The sequence below is a fragment of the Bradyrhizobium tropiciagri genome (genome assembly GCF_001189845.1).
Classification (GTDB): Bacteria; Pseudomonadota; Alphaproteobacteria; order Rhizobiales; family Xanthobacteraceae; genus Bradyrhizobium; species Bradyrhizobium tropiciagri.
This window is the reverse complement of record NZ_LFLZ01000018.1, coordinates 20,732-46,217: the sequence shown is the minus strand read 5'-3', so window position 1 is coordinate 46,217 and position 25,486 is coordinate 20,732. Positions and strand designations below refer to the sequence as shown.

General features: G+C 59.0%; 16 protein-coding genes. 3 read left to right on the top strand and 13 right to left on the bottom strand.

Annotated features, from left to right (window positions below):
• Nucleotides 1-2,004: 2,004 nt before the first annotated feature.
• Both AKN84_RS16525 and AKN84_RS45570 read right to left on the bottom strand, forming a co-directional pair.
• Nucleotides 2,005-2,196 carry a hypothetical protein gene (locus AKN84_RS16525; protein WP_050421749.1) on the bottom strand — a complete coding sequence of 64 codons (192 nt, stop codon included), beginning with the start codon at nt 2,194-2,196 and terminating at the stop codon, nt 2,005-2,007.
• Between the two features lie 82 nt (nt 2,197-2,278).
• Nucleotides 2,279-2,506 carry a hypothetical protein gene (locus tag AKN84_RS45570; protein ID WP_128970904.1) on the bottom strand — a complete coding sequence of 76 codons (228 nt, stop codon included), beginning with the start codon at nt 2,504-2,506 and terminating at the stop codon, nt 2,279-2,281.
• A gap of 1,286 nt (nt 2,507-3,792) precedes the next feature.
• Between AKN84_RS45570 and AKN84_RS16515 the strand changes: the two genes are divergently transcribed.
• Entirely contained in the window at nt 3,793-4,230 is a 438-nt protein-coding gene (locus tag AKN84_RS16515) for a hypothetical protein (RefSeq protein WP_050421747.1), read from the top strand.
• Between the two features lie 388 nt (nt 4,231-4,618).
• The gene (locus tag AKN84_RS16510) at nt 4,619-5,743 is read left to right on the top strand and encodes a GNAT family N-acetyltransferase (protein WP_244485198.1); all 1,125 of its coding nucleotides are present in this window, start codon (nt 4,619-4,621) and stop codon (nt 5,741-5,743) included.
• Between the two features lie 83 nt (nt 5,744-5,826).
• Here AKN84_RS16510 and asnB (AKN84_RS16505) read toward each other — a convergent pair whose 3' ends face one another.
• The 4 genes from asnB (AKN84_RS16505) to AKN84_RS45565 form a co-directional block, all read right to left on the bottom strand.
• Nucleotides 5,827-7,494, bottom strand: coding sequence for an asparagine synthase B (asnB, locus tag AKN84_RS16505; RefSeq protein WP_050421746.1), 1,668 nt, complete (start codon nt 7,492-7,494; stop codon nt 5,827-5,829).
• A 542-nt stretch (nt 7,495-8,036) separates the two neighbouring features.
• Nucleotides 8,037-9,461, bottom strand: a complete 1,425-nt coding sequence (locus AKN84_RS16500) for an HlyD family type I secretion periplasmic adaptor subunit (protein ID WP_050421745.1) — start codon at nt 9,459-9,461, stop codon at nt 8,037-8,039.
• Nucleotides 9,448-12,210, bottom strand: coding sequence for a type I secretion system permease/ATPase (locus tag AKN84_RS16495; RefSeq protein WP_128970902.1), 2,763 nt, complete (start codon nt 12,208-12,210; stop codon nt 9,448-9,450). Before AKN84_RS16495 ends, AKN84_RS16500 begins: the two co-directional genes overlap by 14 nt.
• Before the next feature lie 496 nt (nt 12,211-12,706).
• Nucleotides 12,707-14,515: a heparin lyase I family protein gene (locus AKN84_RS45565; protein ID WP_162240885.1), complete on the bottom strand. Its 1,809-nt coding sequence runs from the start codon at nt 14,513-14,515 to the stop codon at nt 12,707-12,709.
• Nucleotides 14,516-15,438: 923 nt separating this feature from the next.
• Between AKN84_RS45565 and asnB (AKN84_RS16485) the strand changes: the two genes are divergently transcribed.
• Complete coding sequence (gene asnB, locus AKN84_RS16485; RefSeq protein WP_244485196.1) at nt 15,439-17,364, top strand: asparagine synthase (glutamine-hydrolyzing); 1,926 nt, start codon at nt 15,439-15,441, stop codon at nt 17,362-17,364.
• A gap of 111 nt (nt 17,365-17,475) precedes the next feature.
• On the opposite strand, the gene AKN84_RS16480 is transcribed toward asnB (AKN84_RS16485), so the two are convergent.
• The 7 genes from AKN84_RS16480 to AKN84_RS16450 all read right to left on the bottom strand — a co-directional run bounded on the left by AKN84_RS16480 (nt 17,476) and on the right by AKN84_RS16450 (nt 24,556).
• Nucleotides 17,476-18,669 (bottom strand): glycosyltransferase family 4 protein, encoded by a 1,194-nt coding sequence (locus AKN84_RS16480; RefSeq protein WP_050421744.1) that lies wholly within the window; start codon nt 18,667-18,669, stop codon nt 17,476-17,478.
• Between the two features lie 2 nt (nt 18,670-18,671).
• Nucleotides 18,672-19,685: a polysaccharide deacetylase family protein gene (locus AKN84_RS16475; protein WP_128970900.1), complete on the bottom strand. Its 1,014-nt coding sequence runs from the start codon at nt 19,683-19,685 to the stop codon at nt 18,672-18,674.
• A gap of 90 nt (nt 19,686-19,775) precedes the next feature.
• Nucleotides 19,776-20,753: a glycosyltransferase gene (locus tag AKN84_RS16470; RefSeq protein ID WP_128970899.1), complete on the bottom strand. Its 978-nt coding sequence runs from the start codon at nt 20,751-20,753 to the stop codon at nt 19,776-19,778.
• A gap of 39 nt (nt 20,754-20,792) precedes the next feature.
• Complete coding sequence (locus AKN84_RS49985) at nt 20,793-21,542, bottom strand: N-acetyltransferase (RefSeq protein ID WP_050421742.1); 750 nt, start codon at nt 21,540-21,542, stop codon at nt 20,793-20,795.
• Between the two features lie 2 nt (nt 21,543-21,544).
• Complete coding sequence (locus AKN84_RS16460) at nt 21,545-22,708, bottom strand: DegT/DnrJ/EryC1/StrS family aminotransferase (RefSeq protein WP_128970898.1); 1,164 nt, start codon at nt 22,706-22,708, stop codon at nt 21,545-21,547.
• 41 nt (nt 22,709-22,749) lie between these two features.
• Nucleotides 22,750-23,391, bottom strand: a complete 642-nt coding sequence (locus AKN84_RS16455; RefSeq protein ID WP_488226065.1) for a sugar transferase — start codon at nt 23,389-23,391, stop codon at nt 22,750-22,752.
• Nucleotides 23,392-23,395: 4 nt separating this feature from the next.
• Complete coding sequence (locus tag AKN84_RS16450) at nt 23,396-24,556, bottom strand: Gfo/Idh/MocA family protein (protein ID WP_128970897.1); 1,161 nt, start codon at nt 24,554-24,556, stop codon at nt 23,396-23,398.
• Nucleotides 24,557-25,486: the final 930 nt, after the last annotated feature.

Genomic DNA, 25,486 nt, shown 5'->3' with positions numbered 1-25,486 from the left:
TATTTGGCGCCCTCTTCGCGCCGTCTTGGCGCCCCAAAACACCTCCGAGGGAACTTTTACGCGCGGTTAACGCTTGCGATCCAAAGTTCCTGGTGGGACCTGAAAAGGAAAAGCACATGGGACAATTACGCCGCCGCGTGGTTTGGACGGACAGCCTCGAAGCACGACTCGCAGAACGAGCGAGAGAGTTGCGGAACGAGGCCGCGGCACTGGCCCCATGCGCCGCCAAAGAGGCACTGATAAAGCTCGCTCGACACGCCGAGACAAGTGCATGTCTAAGCCGGCAGCTGTCCTCGCCGGAACTAATGCCCAATTAAGCGGCGCCGTTGCGGCCGGTTGTTGGTTCAGCGGCCTACCTGATCCTCCGGATGGCGCAACTGCCTTGCCGAAACGAGCGGCACTCTCGGCTTCCTGTCAATGCCTAGCAATATATCCGAAGTGTTCACGACGAGCCGGAACAGTGGCGTGGCTGCCTTGTCCGGCAAGCGAGCCAACACGTTCTCTCCTTGCAAATTTTGTTGTCTAAGACGTCCCGCTGAAATCCAAGCGCGATAGCATAGGCCAGGCATCCGGCAGCGCGTGAGGTTTGCTAGCCGCGCGGATCTTCAAACATTGCATTCGCGCTTTCTGCCGTTCGTATCACTCGGCAACGAACGCAACGCCAACCCATCCGCGCTTTCGCCAAACGACTTTGCAGAAGTAAGTCTTGCTAGGCGGAACGATAAGCATGAATTGGTCAGGAAGGGGCGATGGCGGATCATCCGCCTTCAGCGACGCGCAATTCTCTGTGATGTCGCCGACGACACAGCATAGCGACAAGTCACCAAACCTGATTAAGGCATTATCCAGTGATGGATTACGTACAGACTTTCGCCTGTCTGGAAAGGCAATCATTTCCGAGCCCATCAATAACCAATGCAAATTTGATCGATGTTGCGCGCGAAAGATTGTGTTTCTACTAACGACCGCGGCGGTCGGCCCGTCGCGACCAACTCGACGCCGGCGACGCGCTTCACGTAGTGAGATTCCTGCTCACGGTTTCTGGCGGTGGATTTGGATCGAACCGCGCCGATATCTGACCTCACTTGGCCCAATGGCCCACAAATGCAGGATTGCACCAGAGGGCAACGCCGTCACCAAACAATAGACAAACGAGAGCGACCTTGACGTAGGGCGCTTCATTGTTCTTGCGCCGCTAGCAAATTCAGCAACCAAACCAGCGCACGCTTCTCATGGGACGGGACCGATTGGGAACGTAGAAGACGGTCACGTTTCAGGAGGAGCTGGCGCACGGGCCCTGGCGCCGGCTCTTCCTAATTCTGTGTGAACCAAGCCACAGTTGACCGAGTTGATTTTTGGCAGATTTCCGGCGCTGGGGGATTTCAGGGCCCCGAGCTGAAGACCAGGGCCCCGCCGGGCCGGTCGTGACACCATATTGACCAACTGACGAAACCGGGCTGAAACATTTTGCCGATACCACTTCCGCAAAACCACAAGGGGAAGTGTCATGGTGGCGATGACCATTGTCGGGCTGCTGTGCGTCAGCGCGGCTATCTTTGGTGCCCACGCGTATGACGCCCTCCACACGCCTTGAGGGCCGCGAGAGCCTTGGCGACGATATGTGGGCCATCCGGCCATACTTGGGCTTCGCCTAACGCGTGCACTCAAACGCTTTGGCCGACGCTTGTCGTTTGTCGCAGGTCCGGCTTGTGACCCGGTGAACAGGATCATCGGATTTCCACCCGCGCGTAGACCCTAATGTGACGTCGAGTGTTTGCCGTCGTAGACCCAGGCCTCTGCGGGTCGCCAAAAATGTGTTTGTGTACAATGTGGGCACCGGACGCGAAGCTCAATGCTTGGGAGCGTCTCCAATACGACCGTTTCAGTATCTAACCCTGTCTGCACGGGTTTTCCTGTCTCAACGCAGCGGATCAATATATCCGACATAACTTTCCCTAAGCGGAAACAAGATCCTGCCGCGCAGCCGACCGAGACTGCTTCTAATTAATCGAGCTGATTCGATGAAACTTCCTCTCGGCCCGCAACCTTGAGCATCTCGACAGCAAAACGCTCTTCCGACAGCCGTCGTTCAACAAAGCGAATTTCAACGTCATTGAGTTTGGTACGTAGTAGTCCTCGATAGCGCTCGATGTTTCGCTCGTGCGTCCGCAACAGCGCAATCTGGTATTCTTCCATGTCAGCCTCTTCGTCAAAGGAGACGTGTTGCCCGTCAGCGACGCTGTTCTATGGGCCGCGTCTAGAGTCAAAACTGGATCCATCACGGAATAAGAACCGCCGGCATCGGCTTCGTCGGCAGCAGAACAAGCTCGTTGGGCTGGCCTCGCACCGCCGCCAGAACTGCAAGCACGATTGCAACAACCGCCAAAGGCCTTGCCATGAATTCCGTCAGCAATAAAATAATGGGCAATAGTCTGCGGAAGTATAGCGCCGGGTTTGCAATACTCTTGTGAACGCCTTCACATCCGAAAGCTACGCCCGGCAGCAAGCCCCCACTTCCCTGCCCTTGGTAGGCGTGCAGCCCTCTTTCACCTCAGGAAACCGGCAATACAGGCGATAACCACGCCAAACAGGGCGCCCATCGCTAGCCACCGACAAAGGTCGGCGTAGTTGGTCGGCCGCAGGGACACAAACATGTCTCCGCTTTGAGCTCTCCTCTCCTCAAAGAGGCTCCTCGCCGCAAGCGTACCAAGGACGGAAGCGCCTAGAAAAATCCACCAGTGCCACATCCACGGCATCGAGGTCATTGCTCAGCTTCTCAGACACGAGCGTCGTGCTTCGCACCGGCTGGTGTGTTGAAGCTAGAATACACTGCTTACACCCTTCAGTCAGCACCGCCTGCGTATCGGATTATTGCCGTGAGGAAGGGATGCACGCGCCAGTTTAGCGAGACCGTGCACGGCCCGTGCTGGCGGGCTACCCCTTCAGGGTTAGAAGACTGTTGCCTCCCGGTGAGCGCGCTACAGGCCGCCGCTCCCTTGAAAAGAAACAGCCCCGATCTTGGGCGATAGACCGGGGCCGTTGCCGGGGTGCGAGGCTTGGGGGCCTGAACCCACCCCGTCAGAGTTACACGGGGAATTGTTGTTCCAATGATGGTGCGTCAATGTTCTAATCCGTTCCAGCGCATGGCCTAACTTGGACAGTGCCGACAGGGGCGCTGTCCGTGTTTCAGCCGCCTGCACAGAAGCAGTTGGTCACCGGATAAGCCGAACAACTGCTCCTTAAAGTCGATCTGCGATACTTCCTGCAAATGGATCAGGAGTTGGCGGCCTCTTCATTTTCGCGGCCAAGGCGCGACTGAATCTACTGGTGCGTCGCCTCAGCAACGCCCCTGGTCGAGCGGACAACGACGCCTTTCGCGCGGCGAGCCTCAGCTCAGGGGGCGAGCCGGGGCTATGGGAGCTTCCGGAGATTGTAGCGGCCAACCTCGACTCATGACGTCACATCTCTCTGCTGAATTCCGTCACCAGGATTTTGCAATTGTTGCAGCGCGCTACCACCTTTGCCCCAACAGGCAACCCGTTGTCGGATCTGTTGGTTACGACTAGTTCAAAATGGCAATTGCCGCAGGCACTTGCTGATTTACGTTGTCCCCAGTCGTGCGAATTGGCGGATAACTACAGCCCGACCAAGCATATCTCGCGATAAGGGATCGCCGCTCCGGCTTAAGGAGCGACGGTCCCGCCCAATTGCGGGGCGATCAGCTCGCTCGAAAATGGGTTGGATTCGAAACAGCGATACCTACACCGCAAAAGCCAGAGATTGAGGCCTGCGTTGACCAACAGAGACGGCACGCTTGAGCGACAGACCATCAAGGATTTTCGCGGCATTGAGAGCTCCGATGACGGACTAGCATTTGAAGTTGATGTTGACGCCGACTATGGCTCGGCAATTTGGACGATTCCCTACAAGCATGCGATCTGGTTGGCCCAGGCGATACTAGAGGTTTCGCCCGTCGCAGTTGGCAGGCAAACTGCTGGCGGCTCCGTGGAAGGGACCAAGCTCGTCGGTGAGCGTCTCAATGTGACGAGAGCTCGCGTGCTTGTGAAGGTCCGCTCCGATCATGCTGCGATCTCGGCTCAAGGCACGTGGTCATCCGACAAGACACCGGGTACCGCAATTCTTATGGTCGACAAGTCAATCGCCGCAGATTTGGTTGAGCAACTCGGAGCGTTCTTGACCTCGGTTCAGGCTCTATCTCGACCATCGTAGTCGTGCGCGGACAGAGTCAAGGCGTCAGACGCCGGGCGGAAGCATCGACGCCAGCCGAGAGCCCAGCCGATCACCGCACCACATCGACACAGTCACTCCGAAGGCGCCGTGGCGGGAAGCCCCCGTGGGTAATCAGAAAGCGTCCGCACATGGTTCGAATTTCCGATATACTTCCGATATCCGCCTCCGCCGAGGCAACGGCCAGAAGCACCCACCGACGTGGCTGCCAGAAGGATACGTGCGTGACCAGGCCGGACCACCCATTAGGGGATGATGTGCGACCATTGCGGCAAGATCCCTTTTCTTTCATCAAGGCACGTTTGCGGTCTTGTGGCGTTGAACCAAAATGAGCATGCCCGATCCGGTCCCGGATGTTAGACTGGAGCCATTGAACAATATTGCCTGGCTTGAAGCCGCGTGGAAGGAACTCGAAGCTCGGGCCACTCACTCGTTCTTTTTGTCTTGGCTCTGGATCGGCACCTGGTTGCGGCATATACCGGATGGCACGCAACCGCACGTCCTCGTAGCTCGCGCGTCAGGCAGGATCGTTGGGTTGGCGGTTATCTGCCGGCGGAGAGCCTGGAGTCTTGGGCCGCATGCGCGGGCACGTTGGCTGCTAAATGAATCGGGAGATACCCGTTTCGACAGACTATTCATCGAGTGCAATGGTATTCTCGCAGAGCAACCGGACACCATTATTCCGGCAGGCCTCGACGCGTTGACATCCCGCCTACCTCGCGCGGATCAGTTGGTTCTTTCCGGAATTGATGCGGATCTCGAACTAATCGCTTGCCGTGCCGCGGGCCGGGCCGGGCTCGTTAGCGAAGTGAAACAGGCTGATACGGCCTTATGGGTTGATTTCGCGAAGGCCCGTCAACGAAACAAGGATTATCGTGCCACCCTGGGCCGCAGCACTCGCCAGGCCGTGAGCCGTGCCATGAGGTTGTATGCCGAGCGAGGTCCCCTTGAATTCCGGATCATGGAAACCACAACGGAGGCCCTGGCTGCGTTCGACTTGCTGAGCGACTTTCATCGGTCGCGATGGGGACGCAAGGGGGCTTTCGCAAATCCGGGCTTCCGTCCGTTCCACGAGGAGTTGATCGCACGCGGCATTCCTACAGGGGCGGTCCGCATCTCACGGACGTTGGTTGGCGGCCAGACGATCGGAGTCGTGTACAATTTCGTGCATGACGGCCGCGTCCTGAACTACCAAAGCGGCTTTCTTTATGAAAGCGATGGCCGCCTTAAGCCCGGGCTGGTGAGCCATGTGCTGGCCATTGAGGAAAGCATTTCACGCGGAGAACGCGGCTACGACTTCCTGGCTGGCGGCGCTGGGCACAAGGCCCATCTGGCAAATAACGAGTATGCGATGAAGTGGATCGCAATAAGCCGAGACGGTCCAGAGCGCCACATCGAGGCGAAGCTCCGCGATGCCAAACGGACGCTACGAACGATTGCTGCGAACCTTCCAAAAAAGAAACTGCGGCTATTCGGGTCGGCAAATGCAAACTGAACTATTGGCCGCTGCCGCCTGCCTTTTCGGATAACCGCTTCGCACTTTTCCGGATCATGCTTTAGCCGAAATAAGTTGACTGCTCAAACGTCATCAATGGCCTGAATGTGCACTCCCTTCACTGCCCTTCCAGATGGATCGTCCATCCTCGCAAATTGCTGGGACCAAAGAAACGCAGTCGGCGTGGAACACGCGATCGAGGGACCAACGGGGACAGTTAAGCAGGCCGTCGGATTCTTGAAAATGCTGTCAAAGATAGTCCTATAGAAGTATCCTTCCTTCGAAGTCGGCGTTTGCTGCGGAAAGCGCATGCCCGCCTCTGCGAACATCTGATCCGAGACCTTACTCTCGGCATGATTCTTCAGGCACTCAATCCAGCTGTACCCGACCCCATCCGAAAACTGTTCCTTTTGACGCCACAAGACCTCCTGCGGCAACAGATCGCTAAAGGCTTCCCGCAATATGCCCTTTTCGATCTTCGCACCGGGGCACATTTTTTCGGCGGGGTTTATCGACATCGCGTAATCCAAGAATTCCTTGTCCAGGAAGGGCACTCGGGCTTCGACCCCCCAAGCAGCCGTCGCCTTGTTCGCGCGGCAGCAATCGTACCTGCTCAGCGCAAACAGCTTTCGAACTGTCTCCTCGTGGAATTCTTCTGCTGATGGCGCCATATGGAAGTAAAGATAGCCGCCAAATACCTCGTCGGCACCTTCTCCAGACAGCACCATCTTGATGCCCATCGCCTTAATTTTACGCGCCATGAGATACATCGGCGTGCCAGCACGAATGGTGGTGACGTCGAAGGTCTCCAGGTGTCTGATGACATCAGGCAACGCGTCCAGTCCGTCCTGTACAGTAAAAACAACTTCATGATGAACCGTGCCGATGTGAGCCGCCACCGTTCGCGCATGCTTCATGTCGGGTGAGTTTTCCAGACCCACGGAGAACGAATGTAGTCTTGGCCACCAGGCCTCCTCGGTCTCCCCTGACTCGATCCGCTTGAAGCGGTGCCGTGCTGCGAGCGCTGCGATAAGAGAAGAGTCGAGCCCACCAGAAATAAGCACCCCGTAAGGCACGTCGCACATCATTTGCTGTTTGACCGCGGCTTCAAGTGACGCCCGGAGCTCGTGCAACGACACGTTTTTGTTTGGAAATGCATGCGCCCACTGTGGATCATACCACCTGACGAACTCGCGGGCTTTGCTGCTATAATGATGTCCCGGCGGAAACTCCTGGATCGTCTCGCACACCGGATCGAGAGCTTTCATTTCGCTGGCAACGTAAGTTGCACCGTCCCCGCTCCATCCAATATAGAGCGGCACTATGCCGATGTGGTCCCGGGCGACGAAGAAATCGCCGCTATGTTCGTCGAAGAGGGCAAACGCAAAAATGCCACTCAGCATATTGCACAAGGCTGGTCCGTACTCGTCGTAGAGATACAGGATGATCTCGCAGTCCGATTTCGTTTTCCAGGCGTGCGGCAGCTTCAGTGCGTCGCGCAAAGCGACATGATTGTAGATCTCTCCGTTCACAGCCAACACCCGGCCCGCGGTAACGTCGAGAAGGGGCTGGGCGCCGTGCTCTACATCGACAATGGAGAGGCGTTCGTGTGCGAGCATCGCGCGTTCGCTGGAATAAATGCCACTCCAGTCCGGCCCGCGATGTCTAACCGTCTTTGCCATCTCCAGCGCTCGGCTACGCGCCGCTTCAAACGATTCCGAAAATTCGAATATGCCAACGAAGCCGCACAAGGCGATTAACCCTTCCGTATGCTGGCCGATCTACCTCACGACAGTCAGCGCTCGCTCTGACTGGAACGCCTTAACAGTGGCATTGAATTCGCTAGCTGAACAGCGCACAGTCCGAGGTAACCAAAATGCGTTGAGAGGCTGTTTGGGAGTAACCGCAATGTTGCGCCCTCAGATCGGCGGCGAGACCGGGATGCGACGGACGACGCTGGCGGACGTCCCGGTGGGGCAATACGGCCCGGGGCGTCACGCAGAGATTGTCGCCCCATGCCGTGTCCACACGTCAGGGGCCAACGGATCCAATGATCTACGGGATGGCGGATGAGGCCTTGACTCGATCGCCCGCAGACTAAAGCGCTTGGTGAACTGGCCGTTCAAACGGCACCCCCAAGGGCTGCTGCCTTAGGCCGCGCCCACCTTGAGCGGCCATGCCCCGACCCGGATCATGACACTATCGATCCGGGCCTCTCCAACGTCTCATCTTGGGTCTGCGTGGCGCCCGGTTTGCTCCGGCCGCACGAGGCTCGCCGAAGAAAGACCGCCTCTTACCGCTCTCGCAGCGCTTCCTGCTTGTATCTCGCCAGCGGCGAAAGCAGATAGCTGATGATCCTGCGCGTGCCGGTTTTGATCTCGACGGTCACTGCCATGCCCGGGCCGAGCTTGACCAGCTTGTCCTCCACTTGCATGTGTGTCCGGTCGAGCGACACGCGCGCGGCATATTCCAGCTCCTGACCTTTCGGCTCGCTACTGCTTAGCGTGGCGCCCGACGCGCGGTCGTTCGCCCCCTGCGTCCTGTCGCGGGTAATGGCATCCGTCGACACGCTGAGCACATCACCATGCAGCAGTCCGTATCGCGTGAAGTTGAAGGTATCGATCTTGATCTCGGCGGCCTGCCCCGGATGGACGAATCCGATATCGCGGTTAGAGAGCATGGCCTCGATCTCGAGTTGGCTTTCGCTCGGGACCACTACTGCGAGTGCCTGAGCCGGCGTCACCACGCCGCCCACCGTATGAACGGCAAGCTGTTGCACGACCCCGTCGACCGGCGCGGTCAGACGCTGGAGCTTCGTACGCCGATCCGCCTTGACCACCTCCTGCGCCGCGCTCGCAGCCTTCTGCTCGGCCTTCGCAAGCGCGTCATAGGTGGCGCGGCGATACTCCGCGACAGTCTTTTCCTTTGTTTCCTTCAGTAGCGCGATCGCCGCATCGGCTTCGCGCAGCCGGCTCTTCTGCAGCACAAGATCCTGCTGCATCGCGACCAGCTCCTGATACTCGGATAGATAGACGACCTTGGACGCCAGTGCCTTTTCGACGAGGCCCTTGCGGATATCGACCCTCTCCTGCAGCACGGGAACGGTCGCTTCCAGCTTGGCCACGCTCGCCGATGTCGTCTCTCGTTCCGCCTCCTTTTGCCCCTGCTGCCGATCGATTTCGGAAAGCTTGGCATTTTGCTCGGCGCGCTCGCTAATCAGGAACTGGCGATGCATCTCGATCTCGGCAGCGCTTGCGGTCTGCGGGGGACGGAAGGCAGCGAGCGGATCGGCTGCGAGTGCCGCCCGTAGTCTCGCTACGTCGAGTTCGGCCGCAAGCAGATCGCTTTTCTGGCGCTCCTGGTCGGCTTCCGTCATCGTCGGGTCGAGTTCGATCAGAACGTCACCGGCCTTCACGCTTTGGCCATCGCGGACCCGGATGGCGCGGACTACACCCGTCTCGAACGGCTGGATCAGCTTGGTGCGGCCGCCGGGCACGATCTTGCCAGTCGCGGTGGCGACGATGTCGACGCTGCCGAGCGTAGCCCACAACAGCGCGATGCAGAACATCGCGATGATGCTTGCGCCGATCGCGCGCCCGATCGGAGATGGCGGCGATTCAGCGATTTCGAGCGCAGCCGGCAGAAATGCAATCTCGTGTTCCCGGCGCCGAAGTTCGCGTCTCGGAAACGGGACGATGTTGCGACTAGCGGATGTCATGGATACCAGCCTGCAGATAATGAAGGTTCGCGTAACGGCCGTTGGTGCGGATCAGTTCATCATGGCTGCCGTCCTCGACGATGCGGCCATGCTCGAGAGCGATGATCCGGTCGGCATTGCGCACAGTCGACAGCCGGTGAGCGATAACGAATACGGTCCGCCCGGCGGAAATCTGCCTCATGTTCTGCTGGATCGCGCGCTCACTTTCGTAGTCGAGCGCGCTGGTCGCTTCGTCGAGAATCAAGATGCGCGGGTCGGTGATCAGTGCGCGCGCGATTGCGATACGCTGGCGCTGTCCTCCAGACAGGCTGCTGCCGCGCTCGCCGACGATAGTGTCGTAACCTTCGGGCAGTTCCAGGATGAAGTCGTGCGCGCCGGCAAGCATTGCCGCCTCGATGACGCGCTCCATCGGCATGGCCGGATCGGCCAGCGCGATGTTGTCGCGGATCGTGCAATTGAACAGCACGTTCTCCTGCAGCACGACACCGATCTGGCGCCGTAGCCAGCTCAGATCGACCATTGCCAGATCGACGCCATCGACCAGTACGCGTCCACTCTCCGGAACATAGAGACGCTGGATCAGCTTGGTGATGGTGCTCTTGCCCGAGCCGGAAGAGCCAACGATGCCGATGACCTGGCCTGGCTCGACGCTGAAAGACACGTCGTGCAGCACCTCAGGGCCATCGATGCGATAGCGGAAAGTCGTGTGCTCGAACTTCACGTGGCCGCGGATTGGCGGCAAAGCCGCGCGGGAGGGCGTGAAGCTCGGCTCTGGAATAGTGTTGAGGATATCGCCGAGACGGTCGATCGACAGACGGGCCTGGTGGAAGTCCTGCCAGACCTGCGCAAGCCGCAGCACCGGCGTGCTGACGCGCGCCGCCAGCATGTTGAACGCAACGAGCTCGCCAACGGTGAGGTCCCCACCAATCACCAGTCGCGCGCCGAAGTAAAGGGTCGCGGCGATGACCAGCTTGTTAATCATCTGAACCGCCTGGCTCGCCGTGTTGTTCAGGCTGAGCACGCGGAAGCTTGCGGCCACATAGCCGGCGAGTTGCTCCTCCCAGCGGCGTTGCATCTGTGGCTCGACCGCCATGGCCTTCAAGGTCTCGACGCCGGTGACGCTTTCGACCAGGAAGGCTTGGTTCTCAGAGCCGCGATTGAACTTCTCATCGAGGCGCGCGCGGAATAGCGGCGCGGCGCCCGCCGATATGCCGATGTAGAACGGGAAGGACGCCAGTACGATCCAAGTCAACGTCGTCGAGTAATAGAACATCACCACAAGGAAGACGACCGTGAAAAGGAGGTCGATGACCAGCGTGAGCGCCGAACTCGTCAGAAACTGGCGGATATTCTCCAGCTCCCGGACGCGTGCCACCGAATCCCCGACGCGCCGGGTCTGGAAATAGGCGATCGGCAGTGCCATCAGGTGACGGAATAGTCGGGCACCGAGCTCGACGTCGATACGGTTTGTCGTATGCGCGAACAGATAGACGCGCAGCGTCTCGAGAACGGCTTCGAACACAGTCAGAACGACAAGGCCGATGACCAGAACATCGAGCGTGCTCATGCTTCGATGCACGAGCACCTTGTCGATGACCACCTGGAAGAACAGCGGCGAGACAACGGCGAAGATCTGAAGGAAGAACGACGCTGCCAGCACCTCGCTGAGCAGGCGGCGATATTTTTGCATGGCTCCGACGAACCAGGAGATATCGAAGCGTCGCGCGAAATCGGTCAGGCTCGCGCGCCGGGCCATTAGAATGATGCCACCATCCCAGATGGCCTCGAGCTGGGCCTGGGTCAGTGTTTCAGGGCGCGGAGACAGCGGGCGCTGAACGAGAAGCTTGTCGTCGATGAGCTTGCCAAGAATCAGGAAGCCGCCGTCGCGCAAAAGTGCAATTCCTGGCAGCGGCGTGACCGCAAGCCTGCTCCAACTCGTCCTCTGCACCCTTGCTTTGAGCCCGAAATCCTTGGCACAGCGCAAGATTTCTGTAACGCCGAGGCGCGCCGCGCCCACCCGGTGGCGGATTTGGCCGGGGTCGGCAGCGATTCCATGGCAACGCAGCAGGATTGCAAGCGCAATGAGGCCAGATTCGTCGACGTCATCGGAATCGACGCTCGCGGCCGGGGATCCGGTGTCCGCCGCCTCGCCCGGATTATCGTCGCGCGCTGCAAAGCGCGCCCGCATCGGGCTGTCGGGCGCCTTCGTCACGAAGGCATCTCGAATATTCACCAAGCCGTCGCGAGCCCCGATCATGACCTTGCCGGCGCGGCGCTTCAGGCCGGCGCCCAGCTCGACCCCGAGGTCAACGCCTCGCGCGCGGATGTCGGCGATCGCATGAAATGCGCGATGTGCGAGGTTCTGTGAGCCGGGCAAGATCAAGCCGCCATCCCAGATCGCTTCAAATTCCGCGCGCGTCATCCGCCGCGGATGCGACGAGGTCGGGTGCAGCACAAGCGCTACCTGATCCTCGATTTTTCCCAGAAGCAAAAATCCGCCGTCACGCAGCGACGCGATTCCAGGCAGCTGGATGCCCGCCAGCCGCGGCCAGTCCATCGTCGTTGCACGGACCCTGACTCCGAATTCGTGCGCACAACGAAGCATTGCGCGGATGCCTATCGCTTCATCTCCACAGCGACCGCGGAGCTGATCAGGTTCAGTGTTCACGCCATGAAGGCGCAGAAACAGAGCCAGCGCTCGAAACCCCAAGTCTGGTGGTACGTAGGCATTTCCGTTCTGGATCGCCATTTCGTTACTCTACCCTTCGCGGCTACCGCCTGCGTTTGTGTTCCTTTGCATGCACATGGAATTCCAATGACGCCCTATCCGAGGATAGGCGACATACGCCTGCTCGCAGCCAAAACGGCGCAAGCAATCATCAAAGCGTTAGGGCCTCGAACCGCGAGGAGATGTCAGCGCGACGGGATATTTGGAAATTGCCCCCCCGAGCGCCGAGCGGTTAGTTAACGAGCAAAAATGGCGAAAAAACTTTCGAATTGTGATTTATGCACACGCAAGTTGTGCCCGAAAACTGACCTGAATTCAGAGGTTTTACGCTCACAACCAAGGATCGAATCGGAAGCCGTACGACGATTTTCCGTCAAACGGCGGCAGTCGGCAATCCCCCGTTGTGGATTGGTTTCACCTGTCCCTCGCGGCTGCTGACCGACCACTTTTGCCGCCTGGCGTCCAGAAAGCCGACGGTGCCGCACCCGGGCGCAAAGTGCCCGGGTGCGGCAGGACGCTATTGGTGCGGCTTCGTCAGGAACGCGTTCTGCGCCCAGGCGGCGCCATTCGAAATGGCTGCCGCGATCTGCCCCCCGTCGACCCGACCCGAGCTACCCGCCAGATACTGGTTCAGCAGCGCGAAGCTATGGCTTGTCTGGGACGTTCTTGCCGTGTCGTGCCCCGCCCAAGAGGTGGTCTGCGGTGCGTTGGTCGCCAGCGTATTGGTGTCCGATCCGAGGCGGTCGTGCAAATGCGAGAAACCTTGGTTTGCTAGGCTCGTCGTACCGGTGGAGGTCGTCGACGGCCGAGGATCCGTAACGGTGATGGTCTGTGACGCCGAGGACGTCACTGCGCCGGTGACCGGGTCCTTCGCGCTCGCAGTCAATGTGAGGTTCGCCACCGGATGCGCGCTGCCCCTGTAGTACGACGTCAGCGTCAGTCCACTGGCAACTTGCGCCGAGCTCAGAGTGATGTCGCTGCCCCTGAACGTGGTGCCATCGCCGGTCGTGATCGTCTCGTATTTCGGCAGCCCTTTGATGTTCAGACTGACGCTATCGTTGGGATCGGTCGTGGACACCGTTGTCCCAAGGTCGACATGACCGCCTCTGCCGGCCACCCAGAGCGAGTTGTCCGCGACGGAGAGCACCGGCATGGTCACCGTCGGTGTGGCTGGCTGTGTCGGCATGGTGGGCGTGGTCGGCGAGATCTGGAGACCGGAGAATGTCTTCACCGCGCCCGAGAGATCAGCGGCAAGCCCCCCGGAATCCTTGATGCTCGCGCCGCCCGCGAGATTGACCCCGGTGATGGCGAGCGCCGAGGTGCTCGTATCAGTCGACGCGACCTTCGTCTGGAAGGTGAGCGTGTTTGTCCCGGAACCACCAACATAGGTGGCGCTGGCACCATCATTGAGCGACAGCGTCGGCGTACCTGTGACGGTCACGGCCTCGCTCAAGGCGAGCGTCAACGTGACGACATCGCCAACATGCTCGGTCCCGGTCCCCGGCGAAGCGGACGCCTGCGTCACCGTCGGCGCGACGTTCGGGGTGGTCGGCTGCGTCGGGGTGGTCGGCTGCGTCGGGGTGGTCGGCTGCGTCGACGTCCCCGCGGCAGTCGCCGCCGCCCCGGTCAACAGCGTCATGTTTCGGTAATCGACGGCAACGGTCTCGGGCGCCGTCGACCGATAGACTCCATATTCCCAGTTGGTGGCTTGCCCATAGCCCAAGGGGCCGCTGTAATTCACGACCTGTGTCCCGTTGATCGAGACCTTCAAATACCCGCCACCGGTGTTTGAAACATCGGCCTGGATCTGGATGTTGTTGTACACGCCCGTCTGGATTGGATTGGGGTCAGTCCAGAGCGTGAGCATCTGCACGTTGCCGGCTCCGTTGCTCGGATCCAGGCCCGGGGCAACATATCTGGCGACAACCTGAAGATGATCGCCAGCAAGCTGGATGGCGAACGGCGGCGAGGTGCCCACTCCGCTCGCGTTGTCATCATTGTGCATTTGTCCGACGATGAACCAGCCATCTGCCGTATTCACAAATGACCCATTGGGGCCATTTGCCTCCACCATGAACTGATAATTCAAGTTGATCGGAGTGCTGCCCGCAATGTTGACCGCGCCTGAAACCTCCGAGCGGTCTACAGATGAGTCATCGTACCAGGCGTGATCACCCTGCTGGACTTCGAAGCGCAGAGTTTGTGGGTCAGGATTGGTCAGGCTGTAGCTCGTGCTCGCATCCTGAACTCCGTAGATGTCACCACCGATGGCAAACCTCGACATCGGTGTGGAAGAAAACGATGTAATCGTCCCAGTCGTATCCACTTCATGCCTCCATGGGTCGCAGAGATGCTTCTCTTCCGACGCTTACAAGGGAATTCACGGCCGCAGCGCGAAGGCGCGCGACATACCACGTGCTCGCAACGCCCTGCGCTACGAACAGATTTCAATGCATCGCAGGATCAACTGCGTGCACATTCCAATGCAGTGCGAATCGCCCATCCCCAACTGCTGGGTTGGCTGTTAATGAGCGAGTATGGCAAAAAAATTATTTGGTAAGGCAATAGTTTGAAATGACTAAACCCGTGACGCCGACGGCATGTGCTTGCCGTTGCTGCTAAATTAAGCGTCGTAGCGGTACGGAAGCAAAAGAAGTTTTCAACTGAAAGATAGCGACAATGTTGGCGCTCGCCATCCCGAATGATCCAGGTCGCGCGGCAACAGCGCTCGAGTTTGAACATTACTGATGCCGGAGCGCTTGCGCCGGACTGCACCCCACAGAGGCAATCGCGGCGATTCTTGACGCCCGATCACGCCGCATCTGCGGCGGCGCGAGCAGCCGTCCAATCGATATGCTCGACGCCCGCGGCAGTGACCGCCAGTTGGGATTCTTGAATGGCCGCTGACACCGCCTTCGGTTGGTCCAGACCCGGTCTAGCCTTGCTCGTCGCCGAATGAACGGAGGAGCCAACCCGCTTGTGCCGACCGAGCGCCTCGCCGGAAGGAAGAAGGAAAGAGATTCTCAGAATCGACGCTGAACACGCCGCCCTTACAGGATGCTGAAATATGGAAGTTCATCAGCCTGCCTTCCTTGATCCTCCTGATCGAGCACCACTGAGCGTGATGGCGCGAGATGCGCGCACCTTTCGCGAATTAGTCGAGAGGACAAGTTGACGCAAATCTCCAAGGATTAATCCGCCTTCCCCGTTGAGGGGCATCCGGGGCTACAGCATTGTTCCGATGGAAACATGGCGGGAGCGATGTGCGGGATTTTTGGCTGGGTACTCCGGGGAGAGCACCGGCAAGACTACGAGACTCTTGTCCGCCTCACCAACCTGATGAAGCATAGGGGCCCTGACGACGCGGGCTACTGGCAGGGCGACACTGCCGACCAGCGCAATCAAGTCAGCCTGGGGCATAGGCGTCTCTCGATCATCGATATCGAGGGCGGAGCCCAGCCGATGTGGAGCGCTGATGGCTCGATTGGGCTCGTCTTCAACGGAGCACTCTATAACTACATCGAGCTGCGCGACGAGCTTATCCCTCTCGGCCATACCTTTCGGACGTCCTCCGACACCGAAGTTCTGATCGAGGCTTATCGTGCTTGGGGGATCGATTCGATAAGACGCTTCCGTGGCATGTTCGCTTTCGGATTGTGGGATGCGAGAACCCAGCAGCTTGTCTTAGCGCGCGACCCGTTCGGCAAGAAGCCGCTGTTCATAGCCGAGAACCCAGGCCTACTGTTCGCATCGGAAATCGAGCCACTGCTCAAATTCCCGGGCATGAATACCTCGATCGACCCCCACGCCCTCGAGCATTATCTCCTCAATCGATATGTGCCCGGCCCCAGGACATTTTTCGAGGCCGTGCGCAAGCTTCCCCCCGGCTGCCATCTGGTATGGCGCGCAGGTCGCACCAGCATCACCCGGTATTTCATACCACCGTTGGCGTCGGCAGAGCCGGACATCACGGACTTTGGCGAGGCCGTGCGGACGTTCAAGTCGACATTCGATGATGCCGTGCGCATTCGCATGCGGAGCGACACCCCGTTTGGCGCCTACCTGTCTGGCGGCATCGATTCGTCTGCGGTTGTAGCTGCCATGGTCCGCCATAGCTCTGAGCGCGTGCGCACCTTCTCGGTTGGCTTTCGCGAAACCAGCTACTCCGAGCTTGATCACGCTCGCACCATCGCTCGGCAATTCGACACCGATCACGAGGAGATTGTGCTGGAGCCACACGACTTCTTGAAAAGCTGGCCGGCCGCCATTCTGCGCCGCGGCGCACCTGCGGCCGAACCGGCCGATATTCCGGTTATGATGCTGTCGCATATGGCGGCGAGCAAGGTGAAGATGGTCCTCACCGGAGAAGGAGCAGACGAACTCTTGGGCGGCTATCCCAAGCATCGAGCCGAATTGTGGATCGAGCTTTACCAGCGACTGGTTCCGCAGACCATTCATGACCGCATCATATCACCCGCAATGCGTGCGCTGCCGTACGATATGCGTCGCGCCAAGATCGTGACTACCGCAGCGGGCGAACGGGATTGGCCGAGCCGCATGCAACTCTGGTTCGGCGGAGTCTCCCTTGACGAACGGAATCGGATTATCGGACGTCCCCTACCTGTAACGCTGCCGGATTCGCATCCGTTTTCAATGGGCACCGGGTCGAATGTCAGGCGCACGCTGTTCTTCGATCAGACGTCGTGGCTACCCGACAACCTCCTTGAACGCGCTGACCGAATGATGATGGCAGGTTCAATTGAGGGTAGAATGCCGTTCATGGACACTGATCTCGCCAAGCTTGTGGCGCGGTTTCCGGACGATTTTCTGGTCGGTCGCAGCGGGGGCAAGTCAGTACTGCGAGCGGCGATGCAGCACACTCTTCCACCGGGGATCCTGACGCGCAAGAAAATCGGATTTCGCGTGCCGATAGAGGAGTGGTTTCGCGGTCCCTATCGCAAGTTTATGTCCGATTTGCTGATCTGCGATGGTGCGCGCGTGGCATCCTTCTGCAACAGAGATGTCTTGAGGCAGTTGGTCAACGAGCATCTCGACCGACGTCAAAACCACGAAAAGGTACTTTGGTCTCTTGCCAACCTCGAGTTGTTCTTGCGAGCTTTCAGGCTATCTGGTCTGGAAACTCTAGCGAGGCATTCCGTTCGGGGGCCGATTTGATTGCCCAAGACAAACAGCGTCGATACGGCGATCAAGACAACAGACTGGGGTTTGACCGGATGCGGAGCGGACGACGTTAGCCACATCGCCCGCTGCAGTTCTCGAGGCGGCTCAACCGTTGCGCCGTGCCAGGTCGCGCGCTCTCTTGTCCGCTACTTTCTGGTAAAGGCGGAGATATGCGTCGCACATCGCATCCAGCGAGAATGCTGTTTCAACACGCCGACGTCCTGCGGCACCAAAATCATCAGCGAGTTCGGCGTTGCTGAGCAGTCTGAGCACGCGATCGGTCAAGGCGCCGGCGTCATGGCTCGGCACAAGAAATCCAGTCTCGCCGTCCAGGACCAATTCAGAAGTGCCCCCGTCGTTTGTTGCCACAACTGGCTTACCCAACGCCATGCATTCGGTTATTGCATTAGAAATGCCCTCTCCGTGCAAACGGCTATTGGTGGTAAGAACGCCTACAGTGAAGAGATTAGCAATGCTCTCTACGTCGGTCCGCCGCCCTAGAAGCTTTATGCGCAGCGAATGTTCCGCCGGGATGCTATCGTGCACCTGCTGCAGCGTTTCACCGCTACCGATAGCCAAAAACGTGACGTCATCCCTTAGACGGCAGATGCGGCGTGCCATCTCGACGAAGGTCTCATAGTCCTTCCTAGGCGTGAAGTTAGCGACCATTCCGACAATGTGGGGCGTCACAATTCCCAGAATGCTGCGAAGCTCGGTCTTGTCCCTTAGGTTGGAGACCCTTTCGAGACTGAACCCGTTATAGATACAGAGACCTTTGCGCTCGGGAATACCGTAGGCAGCCAGCCCCGCACGCGAATTGGCAACAACGACGTCTGAAAACGGGATAGTCAGCTTGCCCCTCAGGTAGCCTTTATCCCGCAGCGTCATATGCGAGGGTGCATCTCGCACAAACCCGTTTACGAAGGCCGTACCGCACACTTTCGCAACCGGCGCTGCATAGACCGAGCACATCGCCCCCCACGAGTGGATGATATCTATTTTAAGGTCAGAGACCAGCCCGTATAAACTCTTGAAAAGGCGCCAATCCTTCTTTCCCCTCCGATTGAGCTGAATAAGTTGCGCATGTTCGCGGTCAATTTCGAGCCGCACCTCGTCCTTGTCCATAACGGCGACGAATGACCTTATGTCACGGCGAGCGGAAAGTCCTTTCAGCAGTTCGACGACTTGTCGTTCTTTCCCTCCCGGGCCAAGACGTTCGATAAGGTGCAATATGCGCATCTCAACGCCCTCCCGAGTGAACTGATTCAGTTCACGTCGCTGTGAGTTGGTCAGCGCCACATTCAACGTTGGGACCCCAGCAGCATGTGAGCTGCCGATTGAATGCCGCTGATGCGCGCCTCGAACCTGGCTGACGTATCGAATTGCCCTCCGACGCCGAGACGAGGAAGTGCAAAGTGATTGGATTCGAGATTAGACAGTTGCCCATGCCGCGTTGTCACTGCGGTTGAAAAACCAACGTCCTTTGCAAGGTGCGCTTCCCTCGGGCCACATGCCCTTGAGTCACCGTAAGGATAAGCGAAGTGCTGAACGGGACGCTGCAGCAATTGCTCCAGATACCGGCGGTTATCTGCCATTTCGGCCCGAGCTGACTGAATATCCAGGCACGATAGGGCGGCATGCGTGTCGGTGTGCCCGCCAATTGATGCGAGAGGGTGCCGCGCCAAGCTTCGAAGCTCGCTCTCATCCAGAAAGTATGCCTCATTCAAGGCAGATAATGACAAACCTGCCTTGTTGAACGTTGGAGCAAGCATTGCGATCCGGTGATAATCTTGGTGAATCCAATCAGTAACCTCACTCAAGCCCGACATTTTTTCGTGTAGCCTGGGGCAGTGGAATCGCATGTCCATCGCATCGATCGTCACCGTGTCTCCAGAGCGAAACATTTCGCGCAAACCCAACCACCACGCCTGCAACGTCCGTTTCGGCGCGCCAGTGGGAACGTAGACCGTGAACGGCGCGTTGTATCGCTCCAGGATTGGAAGCGCGGTCGCGACATTGTCTCGATAGCCATCGTCAAATGTGAGTACCGCATAGCGTCCCGTCCCGGAATTCGTGCCCAATCGCTCGATACATGCTTCAAGGCTGACAATCTCCCACCCCTCTTGTCGCAGCCAATTGAGCGAATATTCAAACAGTCCGACTGAAGTCCCGGTCATCAATTCCGAGCGGCTATCTTGCTGGATCTCATGGAACATGATGATAGCCGCCCGGCCCGCAAAGATCTTGCGGAAGGCCGGCATTAGACCAGACCAGCGGGCCATTTCGATCATGCTGTTCGTGAGACCCTGCTTCATTCTAACCCACCATAAAAACAAGACCGCGCCTCTCCGCTGGCCGAAGCGATGACCCTGGCGGCAGCGTTATCTACGCGAAGCGGATTGTCGTCATCCGCTCCGCAGCACGCGCCGGCCTACCGTTCTTGCCCTGAAGTTGGAGAGGACGTCGGTATATACGCCGACGATTCTTTCCACGGTGAGCGCCTGGTCGTATCGCGCCGCCGCCGCCCGCCCTTGAAACTCGCCGTTCTGCGACCAATCAAAGGCCTCCCGAAGGCTGCGCGCAATCGTGCCAGCGTCCGCCGGACATATCCGCGTCCCCGCGATGCCATTTAACTGCTCCCGAACGTCGCCGACCATCGTCGACACCACCGGAAGATTGCACGCGAGAGCCTCTTTGATAGAGGTCGGCGATCCCTCATAATCCGAGCTGAGAAGCAGGGCATTTGCCGCGCTGTAGTACCAAGGCATTTCCTCGTTCGGAACATTGATGACTGTCATCAGCTCCGCGTCGACGCCATTTCGCATTAGTTGGTCGACTGAGGCTCGTGCCAGATCATATCTCTTCTCGGGGCGTGCCGGATCAAACGGAAACAGCACGACAAACTTATCTTTGGGCCACTGCAGCCGCGCTCGGGCTTCGTTGCGATCGTACGGCTTGAATATGCCAAGGTTGACCCCACAGGGAATCACGATGCCGGGAATCCGCTTCCGCATCTCCTCAGACACGACGATAATGGCATCGGCGAAGCGCGACACAACCCGGGTGGACAGCCTTTCAAAGATATTCCCAAGCACGTCGGTCCCGTGCAGCGTGATGACGAGCGGCGCACGCAACCGAAACATTGCGGGATAGGCCGAATATCCGTAGTGCGCATGGACGATGTCGTATGTCGCTCCGCCTGTCATTCGCACGACATCAAACGTGCCCTTCAGATAGTTCAGCTTTGACTGAGAACCGAAAATATTGATGACGTCGACCGTGTGGCCGAAATGGCGCAGCTGCTCTACCTGCCGGTACACGAAGGCTCCGGAGCCCGGTCTCTCCGGGCTTGGATACATGTTGGTGACACAGAGGATCCTCACAATTGCTCCCTCAACGCTTTGGCACGAACCGTCATCCAGTCACTGCTCGGTGCCGCCTACCTCGTTGAGCTTTCGTCGGATCCCCGCAGGCACGCCCGTCACGAGCGTACCGTCGGGCACGTCCTTCGTCACAACCGAGCCGGCGCCGACGATCGCGCCAATACCGATTCTGACGCCCGGCAGGAGGTTGGCTCCGACGCCGATCGCCGCACCGCGTGCGATAGTGGGCCCACGCATCGGCGAACCGTCGTAGCCGTTCCGGCCGATCGCGTTGTCGTTCGACGTGCCGACGCCGCCCGATATGAACACGTCGTCTTCGATCGTCATATTGCCCGCCAGCCAGGTATGATCCTGCACCCGGACGCGATCGCCGATGCACGTGTTGTAATTGACCGTAACGTAACGTCCGACAACCGTCTTCGAGCCGATCCGCGATTGTTCGCGGATCGAGGCGCCGTCACCGATCAGGGTCCCCGCGCCGAGCGAGACGTCATAGAAAATGACCGCGTGTGGTCCAATCGAGCAATCGGCGCCGATATCGATCCATGCCTCGAAATGCGGTGCTCGCGACAACGCGCCGGCACCCTTTGGTACCTTTCCGATATAGGCTCCTGGGAATATCTCGACGTTGTCCCCTATTCTCGCGCCACTCTCGATCACGACATGCGGGTGAATGACCACCCTGTTGCCGATCGTTACACCAGACCGCACTACGGCGAACTCGGCGATCGTCACGTCCGCACCGATCGCCTCGGTCTCGACCACCGCTCGTGCACTAATTCGATTCATCGTCACACCTTCCCGCTATCCGCGTGCATCGCGACGGGCTTTCGCTCCCGTTCCCGACGGTTTCCGCACTCAGCAACTGCACGCACAGTCGCCGTGATACCGCGCACTTGGTCGCGCGTGAGCTCGGGGAACATCGGTAGAGACAATGATTGAGCGGCCATCTCCTCACAGCACGGCAGATCGCCCCGCTTGTAGCCGAGATAAGCGAACGCGGGCTGCAGATGGAGCGGCAACGGATAGTGGATTCCGCTCGCTACGCCGACCTCGTCGAGTCTACTGCGTATGACGTCCCGCTCGTTCGTGATGATCACGTACAAATGGTAGACGTGTGTGGATCCCATTCGGACGAAAGGCGTCTTGATGCCTGAGTGTGTCAGCTCCGCAGAGTACCACTCAGCGGCACGCCGCCGGCGATCGTTCCACTCATCCAGGCGTCGGAGCTTGACCTGGAGAACTGCGGCCTGGAGAGCATCCAGGCGGCTGTTAAACCCGACTTCGGCGTGGCTGTAGTGTGTGGTTCGACCGTGGTCGCGCAACCGTTCGATCCGCTCGGCAATCGCTGCACTGTTGGTGGTTACCGCTCCCCCATCGCCATATGCCCCGAGGTTCTTTCCCGGGTAAAACGAAAAGCAGGCTACATCGCCGAGGGCCCCGGTTCGGATCCCCTGATACTCCGCTCCATGCGCTTGGGCTGCGTCTTCAATTACAAAGAGGCCGCGCCGTCGTGCGATGTCCTTGATTGGGCCCATGTCAGCCGGCTGGCCAAAGAGGTGAACTGCAACGATCGCCTTCGTGCGGCTCGTCAGGGCCCGCTCGATCATCCTCGGATCGATCGTGTGGGTATCGGGATCGATATCGACGAATACCGGCTGCGCTCCTGCCGCAACGATCGCCGCAGCGGTGGCGATGAAAGTATGTGCGGTGGTAACCACCTCGTCACCATGACCGACACCCAACGCCCGCAGCGCCAGATGAATCGCGTCGGTGCCATTCGCCACACCGCGTGCATAGGGCACTTGGCAATACGCGGCAAAGTCTCTTTCGAACGAAGCAACTGCCTCGCCGCCGACGAACTGCGTGGATTCGAGCACGCCTCGAATTGCCTCGGCTACCTCATCCTTTAGCGTCGCATATTGTGCTTTGAGGTCTACGAACGGAATTTTCATTTTCCAGCCTCACCAGGATTCATCTCTGTCACTCGAGAATCTCATCGAGCACCGTGGCCCCGCAGCACCGCGGGAAACGTCAGAGCAATCAACTTCAGGTCCGTCCACAAGGTCCAGTTCATTGCATATTCGACGTCCATCTCGAGCATCGCCTCCGGACAGAGGCGACCGCGGCCGCGGACCTGACAAAGTCCGGTGATGCCGGGCTTCACGATATGACGTCTGTGATGCCACTCGCGGAAGTACTCGAGTTCATAGGGAATCGCCGGCCGCGGACCGACAATGCTCATTTCGCCTCGCAATACGTTGAAGAGTTGCGGCAGCTCGTCGACGCTGGTTCTCCGCAGCAACCGCCCCACACGCGTCACGCGAGGATCATCCGTCAGCTTGTACGGGGCATCGGGATCGTTCGAGAGGAGCTCTTTCGCCCAAACCCGCCGAATAGCGTCGCGATGGACGTTTTCGTCGGCCTTGTGACGAAGCGTCCGGAATTTGAAGCAATTGAACGGCTCCTCGTCTCGTCCGACCCGGCGCTGGCAAAAGATCGCCGGGCCGGGACTGTCGAGACGGATCGCTATCCACACCGCCACAAGAAAAGGGGCTAGTATCAGGATTGCGCTAGCACTGATCGCAATGTCAAGCACCCGCTTGACGCACTCCCGCGGGCTCGCCTTCCATCGCACGGCTTCATCTAACGACAATTTCGGCAGCCCCCGCCGACGCGTTCCGCCGCAAAAACGCCGGTTGATGTGTTCCGTTGCCACGGTGCTCCTGGTTGAGCCGTAGACATTCCGATGCGGCTTCGAGCGCTTCGACGACGCGCAGGCCATGCGCTCCGTTCGCAAGGGGCTGTCCCCCGGTCTTGATAGCGTTGACGAAGTCGAGCAACTCGAGCTTCAGCGGTTCGCTACCGGATATCGCGGGGATATGAACATCGCCATGATGATAGGCTGACTGGAAGTCGGCGTACGAATCGCCGCTGATCTGCGGCCTGAAGCGCTTCTGATAGACGCGGACTTTCTCGGACGGCTCCACGTCGTCGAACACCATCATCGCATCGCTTCCAACGACCGTGATCTGGCGTACCTTGACGGGGTCCAACCATGAGACATGCACATGGGCGGTCGGCCCGCTCTTGAAGCCCAACTTGGCGTAAACAACATCCTCAACATCCGGCAGGACGTGCGCGCAACCCCAGGCGCCGATATTTTGCGCGGCCTCCTCAAGCAGGAAGAAGATGATCGAGAGGTCATGCGGCGCTAGGTCCCACAGGACATTGGCATCGGGCCGGTACAGACCGAGGTTCAGACGCCGCGAGTCGATGTAGTAGAGTTCGCCGAGCGCGTCGCTTCGGATCATCTGGCGCATCATACCCACCGCTGGATGATACTCGAAGGTGTGCCCCACCATCAGCACGCGCTTCCGCTCTTCGGCTATCGCAATCAGTTCGCGGCAATGCGCGCTCACCATAGCCAACGGCTTCTCGACGAGCGCGTGTTTTCCAGCCTGGAGCGCTGCCCGCGCCAGTTCAAAGTGCGTCGCGGCGGGCGTGGCGATAATCACTCCGTCGATGGAAGAGTTATTGATGACCGCATCGAAGTCACGCGAAACAACCACGGAGGGATACTGTGATTTGACATACTCCAGTCGGTCAGACCGCATGTCGGCGGCCATCGATACCCTTGCGCCGATATCGTGGCCAACACGGATGTGTTTTGCGCCCCAGTAGCCGCAACCGATGACTGCAAGCGATGGGCCGGCTTTCGCGGTCTGAATTTCCGCGCCGGCGATGTGGTTCTGAGTATCAATGAAGCCAGGGACAAGTTTGGAATATAATTGTTTCGACATGTTTGCCACGATCACGCCAGAGGAAAAGCAATGGTAAATGTCAGTATTCAGTATCCTCACGAGCACGGTTATCTCGCCATGGCGGCTCCTTGTTTGAAGGCCTCAACGTGCGTTCAAGCAGGATAGCCGGTTGAGCGCGCGCGCCGCGATAGAACACGGATTATGACCTACGCCCATCGGGGGTACCCCCGCCCTTGCGCGGGCAACCCAGAGGCTTCGCACGCAGCGCAACGGCAGGACCGGGGGTGTTAAACTGTTGCGGCACCGCATTGTAATCCATGACTTTTTTGGCTTGCAGCGCTGCCCGGCACGCTCGGACTGAGAGCAACAGCACCCTGTCGTCCTCTCATCACCTGCGGGCGAATGCCCGACGTCCGGAATTCGCCTGCGGCAACCCGACGGGACGCTTGTACTCAAAGCAGAAGGTTGCGCCCAATCTTGGTGCTGCGGATTGAGACCACTGCCGACTGCGGGATTCACCAATCGCCTCGTCACCTGGCGAGCAGTCTGATCTGATCACGATCAGCCACCCGATCGCCTACCGCAGATTAGTCAGTCCGCAGGACCATTGCGCATGTGTCCATCAGTGGAAACCCGGCCACCGTTCGGATAGGACTCTTCAGAAGAGGGACACAAGCGCGCGGTCACGAGGGACCCGCAGGAGGCTTGACGGCCTTCAAGAGACGATGCACAACCCACGGGTGAAATGCCGACGCTATGGACAAAGGCTCTTCGATCGCGCTCCTGCTCCGCGGCGACACTCCATCGCCCAATGATCGCAATCTCGCTGAAATTCTCGATTTCTTTGAGATTCCTTGGAGTGCGCTGACGGTCGTCGAGACCAATGGCGACAAGATAGCCGCGCTAACGGCCGGTCATACGCAGTTCTCCATCCTGGCTTCCGCGCCCTGTCTCGCCGAAGTCCTGCAG